Below are 18,923 nucleotides of genomic sequence, written 5' to 3' on the forward strand. Positions count from 1 at the left end.
CTGCAGGATTATCGGGACGCTCCTATGGACCGTCAAGGCCTGATCGGGCCTGCTTCGAGCAGGCGGTAGAGATCGCGAGCGATGTAGCGCTTGAGGCAGCGTGTGATTTCGCGGTTGGTCTTGCCCTCGGCGGTGCGACGGGTGACGTATTCGCGGGTGGTTTGGTCGTAGTGGATGCGGGAGAGCGCGATGGTGTGCAGTGCCCGGTTGAGCTGTCGGTCGCCGTACTGGTTGAGGCGGTGTCGGGTGGTGACCTGGCCGCTGTTGGCCGGGATCGGGGCTACGCCGGCGAGCATCGCGAAGGCGGCCTCGGAGTGGATCCGGCCTGGGTGGGACCAGGCGCACAGCACGGTCGCGGCCACGATCGGCCCGACACCGGGCTGGGCCAGGACGTCGGGGCGCCAGGCCAGCACGATCGCCCGGATGGCGTTCTCGTGCTCGGCGGCCTCCTTCGACAGGGCACGTGCCCGCCGGGCCAGGGCGCGCAAGGTCCTGACGGTCGTAGTGGTCTCCAGGTCCCACGTTGAGTTCAGACGCATTTTCGCCGCGGTCCTGATCATCGCCGGGACCTTCTGGCCGCGGAACCGCTCGCGGATCGGCTCGGGCGCGGCGATGAGGAGGCTGAACAGCTGGCGTTGGGCGTCGGTGGAGGCGTTGACTGCGGACCGGCGCGCGGCCAGCAGCACCGAGAGCGCCTGGCGGTCCCCGCCACTGCGCGGGGTGCCGAGCTTCGCGCGGGACAGTGCTTCGCGGGCGGCGCGGATCGCGTCGAGCGGGTCGGACTTGGCGCCGTTACGTCGCTTAGCGCGTTCGGGACGGTCGAGCTCGACCACGACCTCCTGGTTGCGCTCGAGGTGCCGGGTCAGGCCGGCGCCGTGCCCGCCGGTGCCTTCGATCGCCCACGCCCGCAGTGCTGCGTGCTCGTTAGCGAACTCCACCAGTCGGGCATAGCCGTCGGTCGTGGCTTCGACGGTGATCTCCTCAAGCACACCGCCGGTCCGCGCGTCGACCACGGCCGCTGAGTGAGTCTGGACGTGGGTGTCGACGCCGATGACGGTATCGACGACGTCACGTAGATCGGTCACACTGGTCATGCGTTCTCTCCTTGCCTGGGAGCGGATGTGGTTCCGGTCCGGGGCGGAGACTCGGCAGGACTGTGATGAGACACGACCGGTGCGTGAACACCGGACGGTCAAGCTCCTGATCAGGCCAACTGCTCCGACCGGGCCGGGGCCGGCAACCCCAAGCGGACAAGTCCCGAGAAAGGCACAAAGCCAGTCACCCGAAGGGTCACACTCACGGTCACCGACCAACAGCCCAGCACCATCAGGCTGCAAAGGGAATCCTCACAGTCACCCGATAATCCTGCACTTCGTGGGGAACCTTCCCGGTCGATAGCGCCAGGTTCCGGGGTGAAGCGAGGCGGAGAAGGGTCTCAGGGTCCTTCGGGCGCCTAACTGGCCAGCGGTGCCCGGGCGGCCTTCGCACCGGGCTGGTCGCCGCTGTCCACCTGCTCGCCGGCTGCCGGCTCCTCCACGGCACGCGACTCCCGGGCCCGCGCCTCCAACGCCCTGGCTTCCCGGGCCCGCGCCTCCCGCTTGCGCTTCTTGTCCTTCTTCCGCTTCTTCTTCGAGCGCTTCGGGTCCTCCAGGGGCAGGCCGTCGATCCGGACCAACCTGCGGTGCTTGACGTCGTAGCCCGCCGGGAGGGTGCCCTCGTTCAGCATGCGCAGCGGACAGCGCCGACACTTCGGCTTGCTGTCGCAGCACTTCTTCTTCGGCGGCTTCACCTTGGCCTTCGCGGCGTCCTTGCCTTTGCCCTTGGCCTTGGCCTTCTTCGACACGCGAGCATCGTAGGGCACCGGGGTCGCCCGCCCTGGGGCGACCGGTGCGTCCCGGACGGGGAGCCGGGCCCCGGCGCGTCGGGGTGGAGTCGGCCGCGGTCAGTGGTGCTCGTCAGCGGGCCGTCCCGGACCGACGAGGACGCAGTCGGGGCACAGCCCGTGACCGGGGAGCCGGTAGTACAGGCAGCAGCCCCGCCGGCGGAACTGGGACCCCCCGTCGGGGAACGACCCGCCCCCGGCCAGCCGCCGGTCCGCGAGCAGACCCCGGACGACCGCGTCGACCTGCGCCTCGAGGTCGGGGCGGCGGCGCACCAGCATCCGCCCGGAGTTCACCAGGGCCGAGGCCGTATTGCTGACCATCACCCGGGCCGAAGTGCGCCCCAGCCGGGCGCAGGCCCGGTCGACATCATGGACGGAGCCGGCCAGGATGAGGTCGCGCAGGGCGCCGACCGTCTCGACGGGACCGGACACGGAACGACCGGCGAGCGGGTCGGCGGACGCGAGCGGCACCGGGCTGCGGTGTCCGGCGGACACGTGCAGCAGCGACGTGGACAGGTCGGGCACCCACCCGTGCAGGAGGGCGGACGCCAGCCCGACCGACCAGAGGCGTGAGACCAGGCCGACCTGCACCGCGGACACCGCGACCCGTGGGTCGACCACGGGGTCTGCCCCGGGAGCGTCCCCCGACGCACCGTCGGACGCCCGGCCGACGTTGGCCAGCGCCTCCCGGACCGCATCGAAGCGCGCCGGGAGGAGGGGCTCGGCCAGGGCCCGACCCAGCGGGACCAGCCCGTCGGTGGAGACCTGCCAGCCGAAGAACCCCTGGAGCGCGTCGAGGGACCTGGCCAGCCCTACCGGGTCGGGAGCCGTCAGCCGACGGTCCCGTCGAGCACCGCGCGGGCCGCGGAGAAGCGGGCGATCGGCACCCGGTAGGGGGAGCACGACACGTAGTCCAACCCGATCGACTCGAACAGCGCGATCGAGGCGGGGTCGCCGCCGTGCTCACCGCAGACGCCGACCTTGAGGTCGCCCTTGGTCTGCCGGCCGCGGTCGGTCCCGATCCGGACCAGGCCGCCCACGCCGTCGGCGTCGATGGAGGCGAACGGGTTGTTCGGCACGACGTCGTCGTCCACGTAGGCCGCCAGGAAGCTGCCCTCGGCATCGTCCCGGGAGATCCCGATGCCGGTCTGGGTCAGGTCGTTGGTGCCGAAGCTGAAGAAGTCGGCGTGCTCGGCGATCTGGTCGGCCACCACGGCGGCCCGCGGGAGTTCGATCATGGTGCCCACCGTGTAGGGGAACTCCTTGCCGGCGGACTCGAACTCCTCCGCCAGCGTCTCGTCGATCAGCTCGCGCATCCGGCGCAACTCCTCGGCATACGCCACGAGCGGGACCATGATCTCCACGAGCGGCTCCCCGCCCCGCTCGGCGACGGCGAACGCCGCCCGGGCGATGGCCCGGACCTGCATCTGCGGGATCTCCGGGTAGAGCAGCGCCAGCCGGACGCCGCGGGTGCCCAGCATGGGGTTCATCTCGGTGAGCTTCTTGACCTGGGCCAGCAGCACGCGGGCCTCGCGCAGCTCGGTCTCGTCGCCGCCCTGGAGCTCCAGGCGCTGCACCAGCAGGGCCTGCTCCACCAGGTCGGGCAGGAACTCGTGCAGCGGCGGGTCGAGCAGCCGGATGGTGACCGGTAGGCCGGACATCGCCTCGAAGATCGCCTCGAAGTCCTCCTGCTGCATCGGCAGGATGGTCTCCAGCGCGGCGGCCCGCTCCTCCTCGTCGCCGGCCAGGATCATCTTGCGCACGGCGGGCAGCCGGTCCTCGGCCATGAACATGTGCTCGGTGCGGCAGAGGCCGATCCCCTGGGCACCGAACTCGCGGGCCCGGGCGGCGTCCTCACCGGTGTCGGCATTGGCCCGCACCTGGAGGCGGCGGACCTCGTCGGCCCAGCCGACGACCGCCTGGAAGTCCTCGTTGATCTGCGGCGGGACCAGCTCCAACGCGCCGAGGAAGACCTCGCCGGTGGACCCGTCCAGGGTGATCGTGTCGCCCTCCCGCAGCACCGTGTCACCGATCGTGACCTTCTTGCCGGTGGCATCGATCTTCAGCGCCGAGGCCCCCGCGACGCACGGCTTGCCCATGCCGCGGGCGACGACCGCCGCGTGCGAGGTCATGCCGCCGTGGGCGGTGAGCACGCCCTGGGCCATGATCGTGCCGCCGATGTCGTCCGGGGTGGTCTCCCAGCGGACCAGGATCACGGCGTCACCGGCCTTGCCCCGCTGCTCGGCGGTGTCGGAGTCGAAGACGATCTCGCCGACGGCCGCACCGGGGGAGGCGTTCAGCCCCTTGGTCACCGGGGACTGCCCGTGGTCGGGGTCGATCGCCGGGTGCAGCAGCTGGTCCAGCTGGGCGGGTTCGATCCGGTGCAGCGCCTGCTCCTGGGTGATCACGCCCTCGTCGACCAGGTCGCGGGCCACCTTGAAGGCGGCCGGGGCGGTGCGCTTGCCGTTGCGGGTCTGCAGCAGGTAGAGCGAGCCCTCCTCGACCGTGAACTCGATGTCCTGCATGTCCCCGTAGTGGCCCTCGAGCCGGTTCATCGTCTCCAGCAGCTGGCCGTAGGCCTCGGGCAGCACCGACTCCATCTCCGCCAGCGGGCGGGGGGTCCGGATCCCGGCGACCACGTCCTCACCCTGGGCGTTGACCAGGAACTCGCCGTAGAGCTCCTTGGCGCCGGTGGAGGGGTTGCGGGTGAAGCAGACCCCGGTGGCGGAGGTGTCGCCGCGGTTGCCGAAGACCATCTGCATCACGTTGACGGCGGTCCCCAGGTCATCCGGTATGCCGTTCGCCCGGCGGTAGATGCCCGCCCGGGGGTTCTGCCAGCTGCGGAACACCGCGTCGATCGAGCGGTGCAGCTGGTCGCGCGGGTCGGTCGGGAACTCGGCCCCCATGTGCTCCCGCGAGACCTCCTTGAACTGCTCGACCAGCTCCTTGAGGTCGTCCACGGACAGGTCGGTGTCCTGCTCGACGCCGCGCACCCGCTTCATCCGGGTCAGGGCGTCCTCGTAGGCGTGGGCCGGGACACCCTCCACGACCTCGCCGTACATCTGGATGAACCGCCGGTAGGAGTCCCACGCGAACCGGGGGTTCTCCGCCTCGGCACCCAGGGCCTCCACCGAGTCGTCCCCGATCCCGAGGTTGAGGATGGTGTCCATCATCCCGGGCATGGAGACGACGGCGCCGGAGCGCACCGAGACCAGCAGCGGCTTGTCGCCGGAGCCCAGGCGCCGCCCGGTCCGCTCCTCGAGCCGCTCCAGGGCCTCCAGCGTGTCCTCCCAGAGGTTCTCGGGCCAGTCCCCGCCCCGGTTCATCGCCTCGATGCAGGCGGCCGTGGTGACCGTGAACCCGTCGGGGACCGGGACCCCCAGCCGCAGCATCTCGGCGACGTTGGCGCCCTTGCCGCCGAGCAGCGCCTTCATCGACGCGTCCCCCTCGGACAGGTCGTACAGGTAACGGGTGGAGGTGTTCTCGCTGCCGCTCATCGCGTCTCCTCGCTGGTCACGTCCTCGTGGCCGGCGTGCCGGTTCGACACGTCGGATCTGGAGAGCGAGCCTACTGCCCCGGGAGCGCCCGGCGCCCGGCGGGACCCCTTGCCCACCGTGGCCGCCGACGCGCTCGACGGATCCCTCAGCCGGTCGATCCCAGCGCGGCGTCCCGCCGGCGTTCGAGCACCTCCAGCACCCGGCCCGCAGCCTCCTCCAGGGCCAGTTCGGTGGTGTCGATGACGGGGCAGCCGAGCCGGCGCTGGATGTCGTTCACCTCGTCCAGCTCCTCGTAGATGCGGACCAGCTCGGTGTAGCCGTCGGCGCCGTGCCGCCGGCTGCCCAGTGCCCGCACCCGCTTCTCGCGGATGGCCTGGAGCCGTTGCGGGTCGATGGTCAGCCCCACGATCTTCCAGCGGTCCACCTCGAACAGCTGCTCCGGCGGCGCGATGCCGGCCACCAACGGGATGTTCGCGGTCTTGTAGCCCAGGTAGCCCAGGTACATCGACAGCGGGGTCTTGCCCGTCCGGGAGACACCGATCAGCACGATGTCGGCCTGCTGGATCGGGTTGGTGAGCCGTCCGTCGTCGTTGGCGAGGGCGAACTCCATCGCCTGGATCCGCTTGAAGTAGTCCTCGCCCACCCCGACCGGTCGGGCCGGGACGCGCTCGGGCGCGGCCCCGGTGACCTGTTGCAGCGCGGTCAGTGCAGAGTCGAGCAGGTCGGCGTGCGGGATCTGCCGCGACTCGCACAACTCGGCCACCCGGCGGCGCAGCGCCTCGTCGACGATGGTGGAGAAGACGGCCACGCGGGTCCGCGCCGAGTCCAGGTGCCCGATGACGTGCTCCAGCCCCGCCGCGGAGGCGATCCGCGGGTGCCGCACGATCCGCACGTCGTAGGAGGCGTACTGCGCGGCGGAGGCCCGCGCCACGCGCGCGGCCGTGTCCCCGGTCGAGTCGGCGACGACGTGGACTTCGATGGGCTCGCGGGGCATGGGCTCAGTATGTCGTGGGCGGGATCGCCTGTCAGGGCGCGGGGCGGAACCCCCCGGTAGCGCCGCCCGGCGGGCTGAGGAAGGTGCGGTGCACGTCGTCCGACATCCGGACCACGGCGAAGTAGACCTCCAGGGTCATCCGCAGGAAGGCCAGCCACACGAGTGCCACGATCCAGCCGAGGAGGAGGGCGATCACGCCGAGGAGGGGAAAGTCGCTGCTGAATCCGAGGACGATCCAGGACACCCAGCTGAAGGCGGCCAGGATCATGCAAGCCAGGTAGATCCAGCTGACGATCTTCGGGGTGATCAGGGTGTGGAAGCGCCAGTCGAGCAGCGCCGCCACGAAGGACTTGGCCTGGTCGGCCGACACGTTCACCGAGACGGGGCCGCTCCCGCCCGACTCACCGGGATGACCTGGGTTCGGCGGCTGCTGGTTCGGGGGCTGGTTCGGGTCGGATGGGACAGACATGGGGGCTCCTGGGCTCACGGGCTCACGAGGCACTCGGGCCAGGGCCCGGGCCCTCACGACGGCAGGGGACCGACGCTGGGCTGATTCTCCCGAGCCTTTCGGTGCCTGTCCAGGGTCGCGCGACGAACCGCTGCGGTCCTGGCGCCCCGCGGGTCCTGGCAGACTCGGGACGTGCTTCCCGCGACTCCTGCCGCCGCCCGCCCCGGCGCGCAGCACACCGTGGCGCCGGTGATCGCGGTCGTCGGTCCGACGGCCACCGGGAAGTCAGACCTGGGCCTTGCCCTGGCCGAGCGGCTGGGTGGGGAGGTCGTCAATGCCGATGCGTCCCAGCTCTACCGGGGGATGGACATCGGCACGGCCAAGCTGCCGGTGGACGGCCGCCGCGGCATCCCCCACCACCAGCTCGACGTCCTGGAGGTGACCGACGAGGCCAGCGTCGCCGCCTACCAGCGGCACGCCCGCTCCGACCTGGCGGCCATCCGGTCCCGCGGGCGGCGACCGGTCGTGGTCGGCGGGTCGGGCCTCTACGTCCGCGCGCTGGTGGACCAGCTCGACATCCCCCCGACCGACCCGCAGGTGCGGGCCCGGTGGGAGGCGGCGCTCGCCGACCGGGGGGTCGGGGCGATGTATGCCGAGCTGACCGACCGCGACCCGGCCGCCGCCGCGCGGATCGAGCCGCGCAACGGGCGGCGGATCGTGCGGGCGCTGGAGGTCATCGAGCTCACCGGCCGCCCCTTCAGCGCGTCGCTGCCGCGCCGCGAGTTCGTCGAACCGACCGTGCTGATCGGGTTGCGGGCCGACCGGGCGGTGCTCGACGCGCGGATCGCCGACCGGGTCGACCGGATGTGGCGCGACGGGATGCTGGAGGAGGTCGCCGCCCTGGAGCGGGCGGGGTTGCGCGAGGGGCGCACGGCGTCCCGGGCGCTGGGCTACGCCCAGGCGCTGCGGCAGCTGGACGGCGAGCTGACCGGGGAGGAGGCGCGGGCAGACACGGTGCGGATGACGCGACGGTTCGCCCGGCGGCAGGAGTCGTGGTTCGGCCCCGACCCGCGCACCGTCTGGCTGGAGCACGACGCACCGGACCTACTCGACCGGGCACTGGCGGCCGTGCGGGACCGCGCCTGACCCCCCGCCGGGAGCAGCCCGCTCAGCCCTGGTCCGACCCAGCCCAGGGGGCGCCCGTGACCGCGGGCTCCTTCCCCTGGAACACCTCGCGGTCCAGGGCCCACACCTGCAGCTGCACCGGGGACCAGTAGCAGTCGATCGACTCGTCGCCGACCGTCACGGCGAACCAGACCCGGCCGGTGCCGTCGGTGAACAGCGAGCCCGACTCCGTGCACCGGTGGAAGGCGGCCGCGACCAGGACGTGGGTGTCCAGGTCGACCGCCTCGAGGGCGGTGGTGTCCAGCCCGTCGCCCAGGCCGTCCAGGAACCGCTCCCGCCCGGCCTCGGTCTCGATGAGCAGCGGGGCGTAGGGGAGCTCCCCGAGGTCGGATCGGTCGGTCCGGTCCTCCCCCCACCCGGCGGCCAGGGACCCGACGGTCCACGCCGGCGGCGGCGACAGCGGAGGCTCCGGCCCCGTGTCGGTCCCGCCGAACAACCCGGTCAGCAGCGCGACCAGCAGCGCGATGAGCCACGTCATGTCCCACACCCCTTTGTCTCCCGGAACCCGTCCGCGTCCTGGGGGTGTGACGGGGTGGCGTGGCGGGTCGTTCCCTCAGCCGCCGGGGGCGAGGACCCGCAGCAGCCGGAAGCCCTTGGAGCTGCCCGCGCGGCCGACCACGAAACCGTCGGGGAGCGCTCCGCCGAGCCAGGTCTGCAGGGAGTCCGCGCCGAGGTTCTTCTGCACGACCAGCCAGGCCTCGCCGCCGGGAGCCAGTCGGGGCAGCCAGCCCAGCAGCATCTCGTGCAGCACCGCCTTGCCCACCCGGATCGGCGGGTTGGACCAGATCAGGTCGAAGGTGACCTCCGCCGGGACCTCCTCGGGCGTCACCGCGCGCACCCCGGGAAGGTCCAGGGCGGCGGCGTTGCGGCGGGCCAGGTCCAGCGCGCGCCGGTTGACGTCCACGGCATACACCGTCGCGTCCGGTGCCTCCAGCGCCAGGGTGAGCGCCATCGGGCCCCACCCGCAGCCGAGGTCGAGGAGGGTGCCCGTATGCGGGGGCGCGGGGGCGTCCTTGAGCAGCACGGCGGTGCCCTTGTCGACACCGTCGGGGGAGAAGATCCCGCCCGCGGTGTGCACGGTGACCTCCCGTCCGGCGAGGGTGACGGTGCGGTCGCGCAGCTCGCCGGGGGAGGCCGGCTCGGCGGTGAAGTAGTGGTCGGTGCCCATCGCGTCCCGAGTGTAGGGACGAAATGACTGGTTCGCGGTGTTCACCAGTGACATCCTGAGGAGAACATGACGAACACGCAGAACAAGACCTCCCGCCGTTCCCTGCTCGCCGAGCGCGCCGCCGCCCTCGGCGAAGAGACCACGCTGCCCGGTCCGGACGGACCGGTCGTCGGGTGGGACACCGACGGTGACCAGTTCGACCGCGAGGAGCGCGAGGCGCTGCGCCGCGTCGCCGGCCTGTCGACGGAGCTGGAGGACGTCACCGAGGTCGAGTACCGGCAGCTGCGCCTGGAGCGCGTCGTGCTGGCCGGGCTGTGGACGGAGGGCACCTCGCTGGACGCCGAGAACTCGCTGCGCGAGCTCGCGGCGCTGGCCGAGACCGCCGGGTCCCAGGTCCTCGACGGGCTGATCCAGCGGCGCGACAAGCCGGATCCCGCCACCTACGTCGGCTCGGGCAAGGCCCAGGAACTGCGCGACATCGTGATCGCCGAGGGGGCGGACACCGTCATCTGCGACGGTGAGCTGGGCCCCTCGCAGCGGCGCGCCCTGGAGGACGTCGTCAAGGTCAAGGTGATCGACCGGACCGCGCTGATCCTGGACATCTTCGCCCAGCACGCCAAGTCGCGAGAGGGCCGCGCCCAGGTCGAGCTGGCCCAGCTGCAGTACCTGTTGCCGCGGCTGCGCGGGTGGGGTGACTCGATGTCCAGGCAGGCCGGTGGCCGGGTGGCCGGCGGTGAGGGCATCGGCTCCCGTGGCCCCGGTGAGACCAAGATCGAGCTGGACCGGCGGCGGATCAACACCCGGATCGCCAAGCTGCGCCGCGACATCCGGGGGATGAAGTCGGCCCGCGACACCAAGCGGTCCTCGCGCCGCGCGGGCAACGTGCCCTCCGTCGCGATCGTGGGCTACACCAACGCCGGCAAGTCCTCGTTGTTGAACCGGCTCACCGGGGCGGGCGTGCTGGTCCAGAACCAGCTGTTCGCGACGCTGGACCCGACCGTCCGCCGGGCCGAGACCTCCGACGGGCGGACCTACACGCTGGCCGACACCGTCGGGTTCGTCCGCGCGCTGCCGCACCAGTTGGTCGAGGCGTTCCGCTCGACCCTGGAGGAGGCCGCGGAGGCGGACGTCCTGCTGCACGTCGTCGACGGGTCCCACCCGGACCCGGAGGGTCAGATCAGCGCGGTGCGCGAGGTCCTGGCCGACGTCGACGCCACGGACATCCCCGAGGTGATCGCGGTCAACAAGGCCGACCTGGCCGACCCCGAGACGCTGGCCCAGCTCCGGCGCAACCACCCGCACTCGGTGGTCGTGTCCGCCCGCACGGGGCTCGGCATACCGGAGCTGCTGCAGGCCCTGGAGGATGAGTTGCCCCGGCCCGACCTGCGGGTCGAGGTGCTCCTGCCCTACGAGCGCGGGGACCTGGTCAGCCGGATCCACTCCGAGGGCGAGGTGCTGGCCGAGCAGCACACCGCCGAGGGCACCCGGGTGCACGCGAAGGTGTCGCAGGACCTGCACGGCGTGCTGGGCGAGTTCGCGGTCTGACCGGCCCGTCGCGCAGGGGGGCGCCCGAGGTCTAACGCGAGGTGATGGTTACAGTAACTTCGTGAGCGAAACCCTGAGCGAAGACCTGCACCCCCAGCCGAGCAGCGACCCCGACGCCGCCGTGCTCACCACGGACAGCCTGCCCGTGCTGGACCTGCGGGCGGCCGCCGACCCGGCCACCGCGCAGGAGTTCCGGGACATGCTGCGGGAGGCCACCCACGACTACGGCTTCTTCTACCTGGTGGGGCACGGGATCGACCCGGCGCTGACCGAGCGGATCATCGCCGTCTCCCGGGAGTTCTTCGCGCTGCCCGAGGCGGACAAGCTGGAGATCGAGAACGTCACCAGCCCGCACTTCCGCGGCTACACCCGTGTGGGCGGGGAGCGGACGCAGGGCCAGGTGGACTGGCGCGAGCAGATCGACATCGGCCCCGAGCGGCCGGCTGTGCCCGCGGGGCCGGACGTGCCGGACTACTGGATCCTGCAGGGCCCCAACCTGTGGCCGACCGCGCTGCCCGAGGTGCGCGAGACGCTGGAGGAGTGGAACGCCACGCTCGCCGAGCTGTCGACCCGCCTGCTCGCCGAGTGGGCCGAGTCGCTGGGTCAGCCGCGGGACGTCTTCGACGCCACCTTCGCCGACGCCCCGGCCACGCTGACCAAGATCGTGCGCTACCCCGGCCGCGTCGAGGGCGGCACAGCCCAGGGCGTCGGCTGGCACAACGACTCCGGCGTGCTGACCCTGCTGCTCGTGGAGCCGGGCAAGCGCGGGCTCCAGGTGGAGCGGCACGGGCAGCCGATGGACGCCCCGCCGCTGGAGGGCGCCCTGATCGTCAACATCGGCGAGATGCTCGAGTGGGCGACCGACGGCTACCTCAAGGCCACCAATCACCGGGTGCTCGCGCCCGAGCCGGGCACCGACCGGATCTCCGTGCCGTACTTCCACAACCCCGCGCTGGACGCCGTCTTCCCGCGGCTCACCCTGCCCGCGGAGCTCGCGGCGCAGGCGCCGGGGGTCACCCTGGACGAGGCCAACCCGATCCTGGGGGTCTACGGCGAGAACGCGCTGAAGAGCCGGCTGCGGGCCCACCCCGACGTCGTCGCGGCCCACCACCCCCACCTGGCGTAGGTCGCACCGGTCAGTCGGCGATCTCCGCGCAGGCGTCGTTCGCGCGGGCCAGGGACTCGGCGAACTCGGGGGTGTCGGCGGCGAACATGGCGACGCTGACCTGGCGCGGCTCGGCAATCGCGGTGTACAGCCCCGCGTACTGGTCGTCCTGGTCCTTGGCCAGGTACGCGAGGGCCTCCGCAGCCGCCAGTCGGTCGACCTCGGGGAAGTTGTTCTCCGCCGACATGTCGAAGCCGTCCTCCGGCACCTGTGCGATGAGGGTGCACGCCGCCCGGGCACTGCTCTCCGCAGTCTCACCGAGCACGTCCGAGGACCCGGTGTCGCGCTGGCTGAAGAACAGGTAGGCCAGCACCCCGGCGGCAATCAGGAGCACCACGGTGGCGATCTGCCACCCAAGAGCGCGTCCGGATCGTCCTGTCCCTCCGGCCGTCGGCTCCGTCGGCTGTCCCGCGCCCGCTGCCGTCATCGTTCCTTCTTCCCGTGATCTCGACCCTGTGGTGTGCCCCTGTGACGGAGCCGGGTGGTTGGTGGTTCCCAGCACCCTGACTTCCTGCCCATCACTTCCTGCCCGCGACCCGTTCCGGTGTCCGGCATGACACGCTAGCGTGCGTGAACGCCGAGCAGCAGCGACTGGCCGAGTCCGACGACCCGCAGGCTCCCTGGCGGCGGTGGGGACCCTATGTCTCGGCCCGCCAGTGGGGCACCGTCCGGGAGGACTACTCCGCCGCTGGCGACGCCTGGGGGTACTTCCCGTTCGGCCACGCCCACCGGCGCGTCTACCGCTGGGGGGAGGACGGGCTGGCCGGGCTGTGCGACCTGGACGGCTACCTCAACCTGGGCCTGGCGGTCTGGAACGGGCAGGACGACCGGCTCAAGGAGCGGCTGTTCGGGCTGACCAACCCGCAGGGCAACCACGGGGAGGACGTCAAGGAGTACTGGTGGGCGCTGGAGGGGACCCCGACGCACAGCTACGCCCGCTGGCTGTACCGCTACCCCCAGTCCGCCTTCCCCTACGCCGACCTGGTCGCGACCAACGCCGCCCGCGGCTTCGCCGACGAGGAGTACGAGCTCGCCGACACCGGCGTCCTGGAGGACGACCGGTTCTTCGACGTCGAGGTGACCCACGCCAAGGCTACGCCGGACGACCTCCTGGTCGAGATCACCGCGACCAACCACGGACCCGACCCCGCGCCCCTGCACCTCGTGCCGCAGCTGTGGTTCCGCAATACCTGGTGCTGGGGAGAGGACGTCACCCGACCGGTCATCCGGGTCGGACCGCACCGGGAGGGGTATGCCGTGCTGCTGGCCGAGCACCCGGAGCTCGGCACCGTGCGTCTCACCGCGGAGGGCAACCCCGACCTGCTGTTCTGCGAGAACGAGACCAACTTCGCCGCCCTCTACGGTGCCGATGCCGTGCCCGCTGGTCACACGGCATACCCGAAGGACTCGGTGGACCGGGCGATCGTGCACGGCCAGGCCGACGCCTGCAATCCGGAGCGGACCGGCAGCAAGGTCGGGCTGTGGTGGCAGTTCGCCCAGGTCGCCCCCGGGGCGTCGGTCACGGTGCGGCTGCGGTTGACCGTCGGCGGCACCCACACCGAGGAGGAACAGACCTTCGCCGAGGTGCTGGAGCAGCGGCGCGCCGAGACCGAGGAGTTCTATGCCGCGGTGCTGCCGGAGGCGACCGCCCCGGAGGACGCGCTGATCGCCCGCCGGGCGTTCGCCGGCCTGCAGTGGGGCAAACAGCTCTACCGCTACGACGTGCCCCGCTGGCTGGCTGGTGACCCGGGACAGCCGCCGCCCCCGCCCGAGCGGGCGGATCGGCATACCGGCCGCAACGTGCACTGGCGGCACCTGAACCTGGCCGAGGTCATCTCGATGCCCGACGAGTGGGAGTACCCCTGGTTCGCCACCTGGGACCTGGCCTTCCACTGTGTCGCCCTGGCCCACGTCGACCCGGCCTTCGCCAAGTCCCAGCTGCTGCTGATGTGCCGGGAGTGGGCGATGCACCCCAACGGGCAGCTGCCCGCCTACGAGTGGAACTTCGGCGACGTGAACCCGCCGGTCCACCCGTGGGCAGCCTGGCAGGTCTACGCGATCGACGGCTGCCGGGACCAGGCCTTCCTGGAGCGGATCGTGCTCAAGATGCTGCTCAACTTCCCGTGGTGGGTGAACCGGAAGGACGCGGACGGGTCGAACCTGTTCGAGGGAGGCTTCCTCGGGATGGACAATGTGGGGCTGTTCGACCGCTCCGACCAGTTGCCCAGCGGGCAGCGGCTGGAGCAGGCCGACGCCACCGCCTGGATGGGCAGCTTCTGCCTCCGGATGCTGCGGATGGCCAGCGAACTGGCCCGGCACAACCCCGCCTGGGACGAGGTGGCCACGAAGTTCCTCGTCCACTTCCTGGCGATCGCGGAGACGATGGAGGACTTTGGGGCCGGCCACGACACCCTCTGGGATCCCGAGGACGAGTTCTTCCACGACGTATTGGCCACCGAGGACGGGCGGGCCTACCGGATGCCGGTGCGTTCGATGGTGGGGTTGCTGCCGCTGACCGGTGTGGCCATCGTGCCGGACTGGGTGGCCGCCGAGCTGCCGGACCTGACCGACTTCTTCCAGGGGTGGACGCAGCGCCGCCCCGAGCTCGCGGACGCCCTGCTGCACACGACCACCCAAGGACACAGCGTCCGGACCCTGTCGATGGTGTCCCGCGAGCAGCTCGCGGCGCTGGTGCGCCGACTCCTCGACGAGCAGGAGTTCCTGTCGCCGCACGGCATCAGGTCATTGTCGGCCGCGCATCGGGACGGCCTCACCGTGGAGTTCCAGGGCCAGGAGTTGTCCCTGCGGTATGTGCCCGCGGAGTCGGACTCGGGGATGTTCGGCGGCAACTCGAACTGGCGCGGACCGGTCTGGATGCCGGTCAACGCGCTGCTCACCGACGCGCTGCGCAGCTACGGCCGGGGTGCCGGTGCGGGGATGGACGTCCCGTTCCCGACCGGCGCGACCGCGCGGGTCGACCTGGTCGAGGCCGCCCGCCGGATCGAGCAGCGCCTGGTCGGGCTGTTCCGGCCGGGGCCGGACGGTCGCCGACCGGGCACCCCACGCCACCACCCCGCGGGGGCGTTGTGGGATGCGCACCCGACCTTCAGCGAGTACTTCGACGGGGACACCGGGGCGGGGCTGGGTGCCTCGCACCAGACGGGCTGGACCGCCCTGGTGGCGCACTTCGTCTGCGCGCCGGACGGGATCTCGAACCGGTGAGCTCAGCCGTCGGCCTGCCGGGGCTCCAGCTCCTTGCCCAGCAGCCGGCCCACCCGCGCGACTTCCTCCTCCACCCGTGAGGGGCTGGCTCCGCCGCCGTCCGCCCAGGTGACGGTGAAGTGGGAGCCGGTGACCTTCCAGGTCCCGGACACCACCCCGCCCACGGTCACCAGGTTGGCCCCCCGGGTAACAGCCGCCCGGATGGTCGGCGGGACGACCGCGGTGTCCGCAGTGCCGGGGCCGAGCGCCCACTGGTCATGGCCAGTAAGTAGGCGGACCTCGTCGGTCGGCTCGGCGGCTGCGAGGTCCTCGGCCAGGTGTGTCGGGACCAGCGCGGGCTCACCGTCGACCTCCACCTCCGTCAGCCGGTCCGCCAGGTCCGCGAGCCACCCCCGGATCCGCTTGCGGCCCGCGCCGAGCCCTTCGCCCAGCCAGTAGTGGACCCGGTCGGGGGTCGCCGGGCCGTATGCCGACAGGTAGCCGGTCACCGCCTCCCGTCCCGCGTCGTCCAGGTCGGGCAGGCCGGGCCACCGCGAGTTGTCCGCCAGGGCCTGGACGGTGGGTTGGCCGTCCAGGGAGGGACCGAAGCAGAGGTCGCCCTGCCAGAAGAACGGCTTGAGGAAGGTGCCGGCCTCGGAGAGGTGCTCGCGCAGATGCGCGTAGCGCCGGTCCGCGGTCACGGTGTCGGCCAGGCCCGGGAGGGTGAGCGGCCCGTCGGCCACGGCCTCCCGCACCGCGGTGCGCAGCTCCGGCCAGTCCCCGGGGGCGAGGTGGTAGAAGTCCTGCCAGCTCTGCCGCTCCCACATCCGCCCGGCGGCCCGGAGCGGGAGATGGACGGCGGCGCTGTCCGGGGTCATCAGGTGGGTCGCTCCCCGGAAGGCGAACACCCGGACCAGCGTCCCGTCGCGCAACGACCGGTCCACCGTGCCCGCCGCACCCTCGCCCTGCCGGATCCGCACGGCATACTCCGGGTCGCCTGACCAGGCCGGGAGGGCGCCCAACCGCCCCACGACCTCCCCGACGGTGGCCGGGGAGCCGGTCGAGCCTCCGTCCGACGCCAGGAACTGTCGCCGCAACCGCCAGCTCAGGGCCTGTGCCCAGGTGATCCGCATGTCCTCAAGGCTAGGGCGGGACGCCCGCCCGCGCCGGGTGTGGCGGGCGTCCGCCCTCGGGAGCACGGTCCGTCACGGCGGTCCGTAGCCGGTCAGTCCGGTCCGGTCGGCGACGACCCGCACGCCGGTGTCCTCCAGGGTGACCGCGACCGTCGGGGGCAGCGGCCAGGGCACCTGCTCCGCGCGCTGGCCCGCCGCGTCCCGCGGGACGAACCGGCCGGTCCCCGTGACCGTCGACGTCGGCTCCCCGGAGCCGGGGACGGTGACCCCGTGATACGGGTCCTCCTCCACCCAGGTGACGTCACCGGGACCGCCCGGCCGGGTCGCGCCGCTGTCCACGTCCACCACGACCGGGCCAGCGGTGGTGTCCACCGACAGGTGCTGTCCGTCCACGGGGCGCAGCACCGGGGGGACCTGCCCCTCGGCCCAGACGGGCTCGTCGAGCGGCACGGTCCACAGGGGCTCGCCGGTGACCGGGTCGAGGCGGACCAGGTCGACGTCCAGGTCGGAGAAGGTGGACCCCCGCTGCACGGTCACCCGTTGCCCGGAATGCCAGAGGCAGGCGAGCAGCGGGTCCTCGTCCTCGCCCGTGACGTCCACGTCGCAGAACGCCGAGGTGTGCTCGGCGAGCCAGCGGCGCTCGCCGGTGGCGGCGTCGATCCCCACGGTCCGGTAGGCCGGCAGGTCCCACACGGTCCGGTATGACGGGGCGCTGGTCCTGGTGCCGACGGAGCCGACCAGGAGGGTGTCGTCGGCGAACGCCTGGAAGTTCCACCCGCTGTTGGTGGAAGAACCCTCGGCGAACAGCTCCTCGGTGTCCGCCTGCCACAGCACCTCGCCGCCCACGACCCGGGCCAGGGAGGTGCCCTCCCGGCCGGAGCGGCTCAACCCGAGCGGGGCGATCGGGCTCCACCCGGTGGCCGCGCTCTCCGGCACCTGGCGGAAGGTGCCGTCGTCGGCCAGCCCCAGCTCGGTCCAGACCCCGTCCACCCGGATCCGGGCGCAGACGCGGTCGGGGTCGTGCTCGCACGGGCCGGGCAGGCTCCCGTGGCTGAGCGGGTCCTCGGTGGCCCTGAGTTCCTCACCCGTCACCGGGTCGCGCAGCACCACCACGGCGGGCGCCTCGCCTCGGAAGTCGCCCTCGACCGGAGCCAGGTGCACCACGGCGCCGTCCACCTCGTGGAGCGTGAGCGACACGCCACCCACCGACTGGGACGGCGTGGCCGGGTGCGACCACAGCAGCGCACCGTCGGCCGGGTCGATCCCGTTGATCGACAGGTCCTTCCCGTCCTTGCCGGTGACGGAATAGAGCACCAGGACGCCGCCGATGAGCGCCGGCGCAGTGACGGGCTGCACCTCCTCGGTGTGCCAGGCCTCCCTGGCGACCGGTCCCTCGGGGGCCACGACGTCAGGTGCGGGGCTGGCCGGCGATCGGCTGGCCGGTGCCTCGTGCGTCGGTGGAGCCGTCTCGCGCACGGGTGGCGCCGTGGAACGGGCCGACCGATCCTCGACCGGGTGAGCGGTGCCGTCCGGGGCGGTGTCCTCCTCCACGGCCTGGCAGCCGGCCGTGGCGAGCACGGCCAGCACGGTGAGCGGGGCAAGGACCGTCATCCGGCGCATCCCCCGAGTCCAGCAGATTTCCGAGCCGCTCCGGGGAGTTGTCCACAGGCACCCTCGGCGGTCGGTCCCCGCCGGGCGGGGATCCGCGGGGGCTACGGTTCGGGTATGCGGTGTGCTGCGTGGTGCACGCCCGGACGGGAGTTGTGATGGCGCGGGTGACCCGGCGCTGGCGGGTGCGACGGTTGGGCGCTGACGGTTCGGTGTCTGAGCGTGCCGACGTGCTGGCGGGGGAGGAGCCGCTGGAGATCCGGCTCGGAGGTCGGCCGTTCACGGTGACGATGCGTACCCCCGGCGACGACTTCGACCTGGTCGCCGGCTTCCTGCTGTCCGAGGGGGTGGTCCACGAGCACGGCCAGATCGCGCGGATGGACTACCGCTCCGGGATCGCCGCGACGGGGGAGCGGGACTACAACGTGGTCGACGTGCGGCTGGCCGAGGGGGTGCCACTGCCCGACACCTCGATGGAGCGGCACGTCTACACCTCCAGCAGCTGCGGGGTGTGCGGCACCGCCTCCATCGAGGCGGTGCGCAAGGCCTCCCGGCACACCCCGGCAGGGGACGACGCCACGGTGGCACTGGGCGATCTGCTCGCCATGCCGGACCGGCTCCGCGAGGGGCAGGAGCTGTTCGGCCGCACCGGGGGCGTGCACGCCGCGGCGCTCTTCCTGCCGGCCCGGCCACACGGCATACCGTCTGGTCGACCGGCGGGCGCCCCGGACCTGGTGTGCCTGCGCGAGGACGTTGGACGGCACAACGCGGTCGACAAGGTGGTCGGCTGGGCGTTGCGGGAGGGTCTGCTGCCCGCCCGTGGAGGGGTGCTGCAGGTCAGCGGCCGTGCCTCGTTCGAGCTGGTCCAGAAGGCGGCCATGGCCGGCATCCCCGTGCTCTCGGCCGTCTCCGCCCCGTCCGCCCTCGCGGTCGAGCTGGGCGAGGAGGAGGGGGTCACCGTCATCGGCTTCAACCGGGGGGACCGGCTCAACGTCTACAGCCGCGGCGACCGGGTGCTCGCTCCCTGAGCCGGTGCCCGCGCCGACTGGACGAGTTGTGCGCGGGTTTCGCGAGTCCCGGTGGCAACAGCCCGTGCA

General features: G+C 72.3%; 16 protein-coding genes. 5 read left to right on the forward strand and 11 right to left on the reverse strand.

The genetic code is table 11. The features are described 5' to 3' along the window. Positions 1 to 32 precede the first annotated feature (32 nt). The 6 genes from FB467_RS07260 to FB467_RS07285 all read right to left on the reverse strand — a co-directional run bounded on the left by FB467_RS07260 (position 33) and on the right by FB467_RS07285 (position 6,842). The gene (locus FB467_RS07260; RefSeq protein WP_170230617.1) at positions 33 to 1,094 is read right to left on the reverse strand and encodes an IS110 family RNA-guided transposase; all 1,062 of its coding nucleotides are present in this window, start codon (positions 1,092 to 1,094) and stop codon (positions 33 to 35) included. A 359-nt stretch (positions 1,095 to 1,453) separates the two neighbouring features. Beyond that, a complete protein-coding gene (locus FB467_RS07265; RefSeq protein ID WP_141784506.1) occupies positions 1,454 to 1,843 on the reverse strand; it encodes a hypothetical protein in 390 nt (129 codons plus the stop codon). Between the two features lie 99 nt (positions 1,844 to 1,942). Further along, on the reverse strand, positions 1,943 to 2,785 hold the full coding sequence (locus FB467_RS07270; RefSeq protein ID WP_141784507.1) for a (2Fe-2S)-binding protein: 843 nt from the start codon (positions 2,783 to 2,785) through the stop codon (positions 1,943 to 1,945). Further along, positions 2,713 to 5,379 (reverse strand): pyruvate, phosphate dikinase, encoded by a 2,667-nt coding sequence (gene ppdK, locus FB467_RS07275; RefSeq protein WP_141784508.1) that lies wholly within the window; start codon positions 5,377 to 5,379, stop codon positions 2,713 to 2,715. The genes FB467_RS07270 and ppdK overlap by 73 nt, the downstream gene beginning before the upstream one ends. 145 nt (positions 5,380 to 5,524) lie before the next feature. Further along, the gene (locus tag FB467_RS07280; protein ID WP_141784509.1) at positions 5,525 to 6,373 is read right to left on the reverse strand and encodes a pyruvate, water dikinase regulatory protein; all 849 of its coding nucleotides are present in this window, start codon (positions 6,371 to 6,373) and stop codon (positions 5,525 to 5,527) included. A gap of 31 nt (positions 6,374 to 6,404) precedes the next feature. Next, entirely contained in the window at positions 6,405 to 6,842 is a 438-nt protein-coding gene (locus tag FB467_RS07285; protein ID WP_141784510.1) for a DUF4282 domain-containing protein, read from the reverse strand. 171 nt (positions 6,843 to 7,013) lie between these two features. On the opposite strand from FB467_RS07285, the gene miaA reads away from it, so the two are divergent. Continuing rightward, positions 7,014 to 7,967, forward strand: a complete 954-nt coding sequence (miaA, locus tag FB467_RS07290; protein ID WP_228393416.1) for a tRNA (adenosine(37)-N6)-dimethylallyltransferase MiaA — start codon at positions 7,014 to 7,016, stop codon at positions 7,965 to 7,967. Positions 7,968 to 7,989: 22 nt separating this feature from the next. Here miaA and FB467_RS07295 read toward each other — a convergent pair whose 3' ends face one another. Then, a complete protein-coding gene (locus tag FB467_RS07295; protein ID WP_141784511.1) occupies positions 7,990 to 8,484 on the reverse strand; it encodes a hypothetical protein in 495 nt (164 codons plus the stop codon). Positions 8,485 to 8,559: 75 nt separating this feature from the next. Continuing rightward, positions 8,560 to 9,174 (reverse strand): class I SAM-dependent methyltransferase, encoded by a 615-nt coding sequence (locus FB467_RS07300; RefSeq protein WP_141786528.1) that lies wholly within the window; start codon positions 9,172 to 9,174, stop codon positions 8,560 to 8,562. Between the two features lie 66 nt (positions 9,175 to 9,240). Here FB467_RS07300 and hflX point away from each other — a divergent pair, with 66 nt between their 5' ends. Next, entirely contained in the window at positions 9,241 to 10,719 is a 1,479-nt protein-coding gene (hflX, locus tag FB467_RS07305) for a GTPase HflX (RefSeq protein ID WP_141784512.1), read from the forward strand. A 121-nt stretch (positions 10,720 to 10,840) separates the two neighbouring features. Next, positions 10,841 to 11,845 carry an isopenicillin N synthase family dioxygenase gene (locus FB467_RS07310; protein WP_425325848.1) on the forward strand — a complete coding sequence of 335 codons (1,005 nt, stop codon included), beginning with the start codon at positions 10,841 to 10,843 and terminating at the stop codon, positions 11,843 to 11,845. A 10-nt stretch (positions 11,846 to 11,855) separates the two neighbouring features. Here the strand turns inward: FB467_RS07310 and FB467_RS07315 are convergent, their stop codons facing one another. Then, a complete protein-coding gene (locus FB467_RS07315) occupies positions 11,856 to 12,221 on the reverse strand; it encodes a hypothetical protein (protein WP_141784513.1) in 366 nt (121 codons plus the stop codon). A 233-nt stretch (positions 12,222 to 12,454) separates the two neighbouring features. On the opposite strand from FB467_RS07315, the gene FB467_RS07320 reads away from it, so the two are divergent. Continuing rightward, complete coding sequence (locus FB467_RS07320; RefSeq protein ID WP_141784514.1) at positions 12,455 to 15,106, forward strand: MGH1-like glycoside hydrolase domain-containing protein; 2,652 nt, start codon at positions 12,455 to 12,457, stop codon at positions 15,104 to 15,106. Positions 15,107 to 15,108: 2 nt separating this feature from the next. Here the strand turns inward: FB467_RS07320 and FB467_RS07325 are convergent, their stop codons facing one another. Continuing rightward, on the reverse strand, positions 15,109 to 16,218 hold the full coding sequence (locus FB467_RS07325; protein WP_141784515.1) for a DNA glycosylase AlkZ-like family protein: 1,110 nt from the start codon (positions 16,216 to 16,218) through the stop codon (positions 15,109 to 15,111). A gap of 72 nt (positions 16,219 to 16,290) precedes the next feature. Then, complete coding sequence (locus FB467_RS07330; RefSeq protein WP_141784516.1) at positions 16,291 to 17,829, reverse strand: PQQ-binding-like beta-propeller repeat protein; 1,539 nt, start codon at positions 17,827 to 17,829, stop codon at positions 16,291 to 16,293. A gap of 155 nt (positions 17,830 to 17,984) precedes the next feature. Here FB467_RS07330 and fdhD point away from each other — a divergent pair, with 155 nt between their 5' ends. Further along, entirely contained in the window at positions 17,985 to 18,854 is an 870-nt protein-coding gene (gene fdhD / locus FB467_RS07335; RefSeq protein WP_141784517.1) for a formate dehydrogenase accessory sulfurtransferase FdhD, read from the forward strand. Positions 18,855 to 18,923 lie beyond the last annotated feature (69 nt).

It is taken from the genome of Ornithinicoccus hortensis (assembly GCF_006716185.1).
GTDB classification, from domain to species: domain Bacteria; phylum Actinomycetota; class Actinomycetes; order Actinomycetales; family Dermatophilaceae; genus Ornithinicoccus; species Ornithinicoccus hortensis.

Excerpts from the sequence above, each read along its gene's own strand:
- FB467_RS07260 (WP_170230617.1), bottom strand. The coding sequence starts at position 1,094 with ATGACCAGTGTGACCGATCTACGTGACGTCGTCGATACCGTCATCGGC.
- FB467_RS07330 (WP_141784516.1), bottom strand. The coding sequence starts at position 17,829 with ATGACGGTCCTTGCCCCGCTCACCGTGCTGGCCGTGCTCGCCACGGCC.
- FB467_RS07285 (WP_141784510.1), bottom strand. The coding sequence starts at position 6,842 with ATGTCTGTCCCATCCGACCCGAACCAGCCCCCGAACCAGCAGCCGCCG.
- fdhD (WP_141784517.1), top strand. The coding sequence starts at position 17,985 with ATGGCGCGGGTGACCCGGCGCTGGCGGGTGCGACGGTTGGGCGCTGAC.
- FB467_RS07300 (WP_141786528.1), bottom strand. The coding sequence starts at position 9,174 with ATGGGCACCGACCACTACTTCACCGCCGAGCCGGCCTCCCCCGGCGAG.
- FB467_RS07280 (WP_141784509.1), bottom strand. The coding sequence starts at position 6,373 with ATGCCCCGCGAGCCCATCGAAGTCCACGTCGTCGCCGACTCGACCGGG.
- FB467_RS07325 (WP_141784515.1), bottom strand. The coding sequence starts at position 16,218 with ATGCGGATCACCTGGGCACAGGCCCTGAGCTGGCGGTTGCGGCGACAG.
- hflX (WP_141784512.1), top strand. The coding sequence starts at position 9,241 with ATGACGAACACGCAGAACAAGACCTCCCGCCGTTCCCTGCTCGCCGAG.
- FB467_RS07295 (WP_141784511.1), bottom strand. The coding sequence starts at position 8,484 with ATGACGTGGCTCATCGCGCTGCTGGTCGCGCTGCTGACCGGGTTGTTC.
- ppdK (WP_141784508.1), bottom strand. The coding sequence starts at position 5,379 with ATGAGCGGCAGCGAGAACACCTCCACCCGTTACCTGTACGACCTGTCC.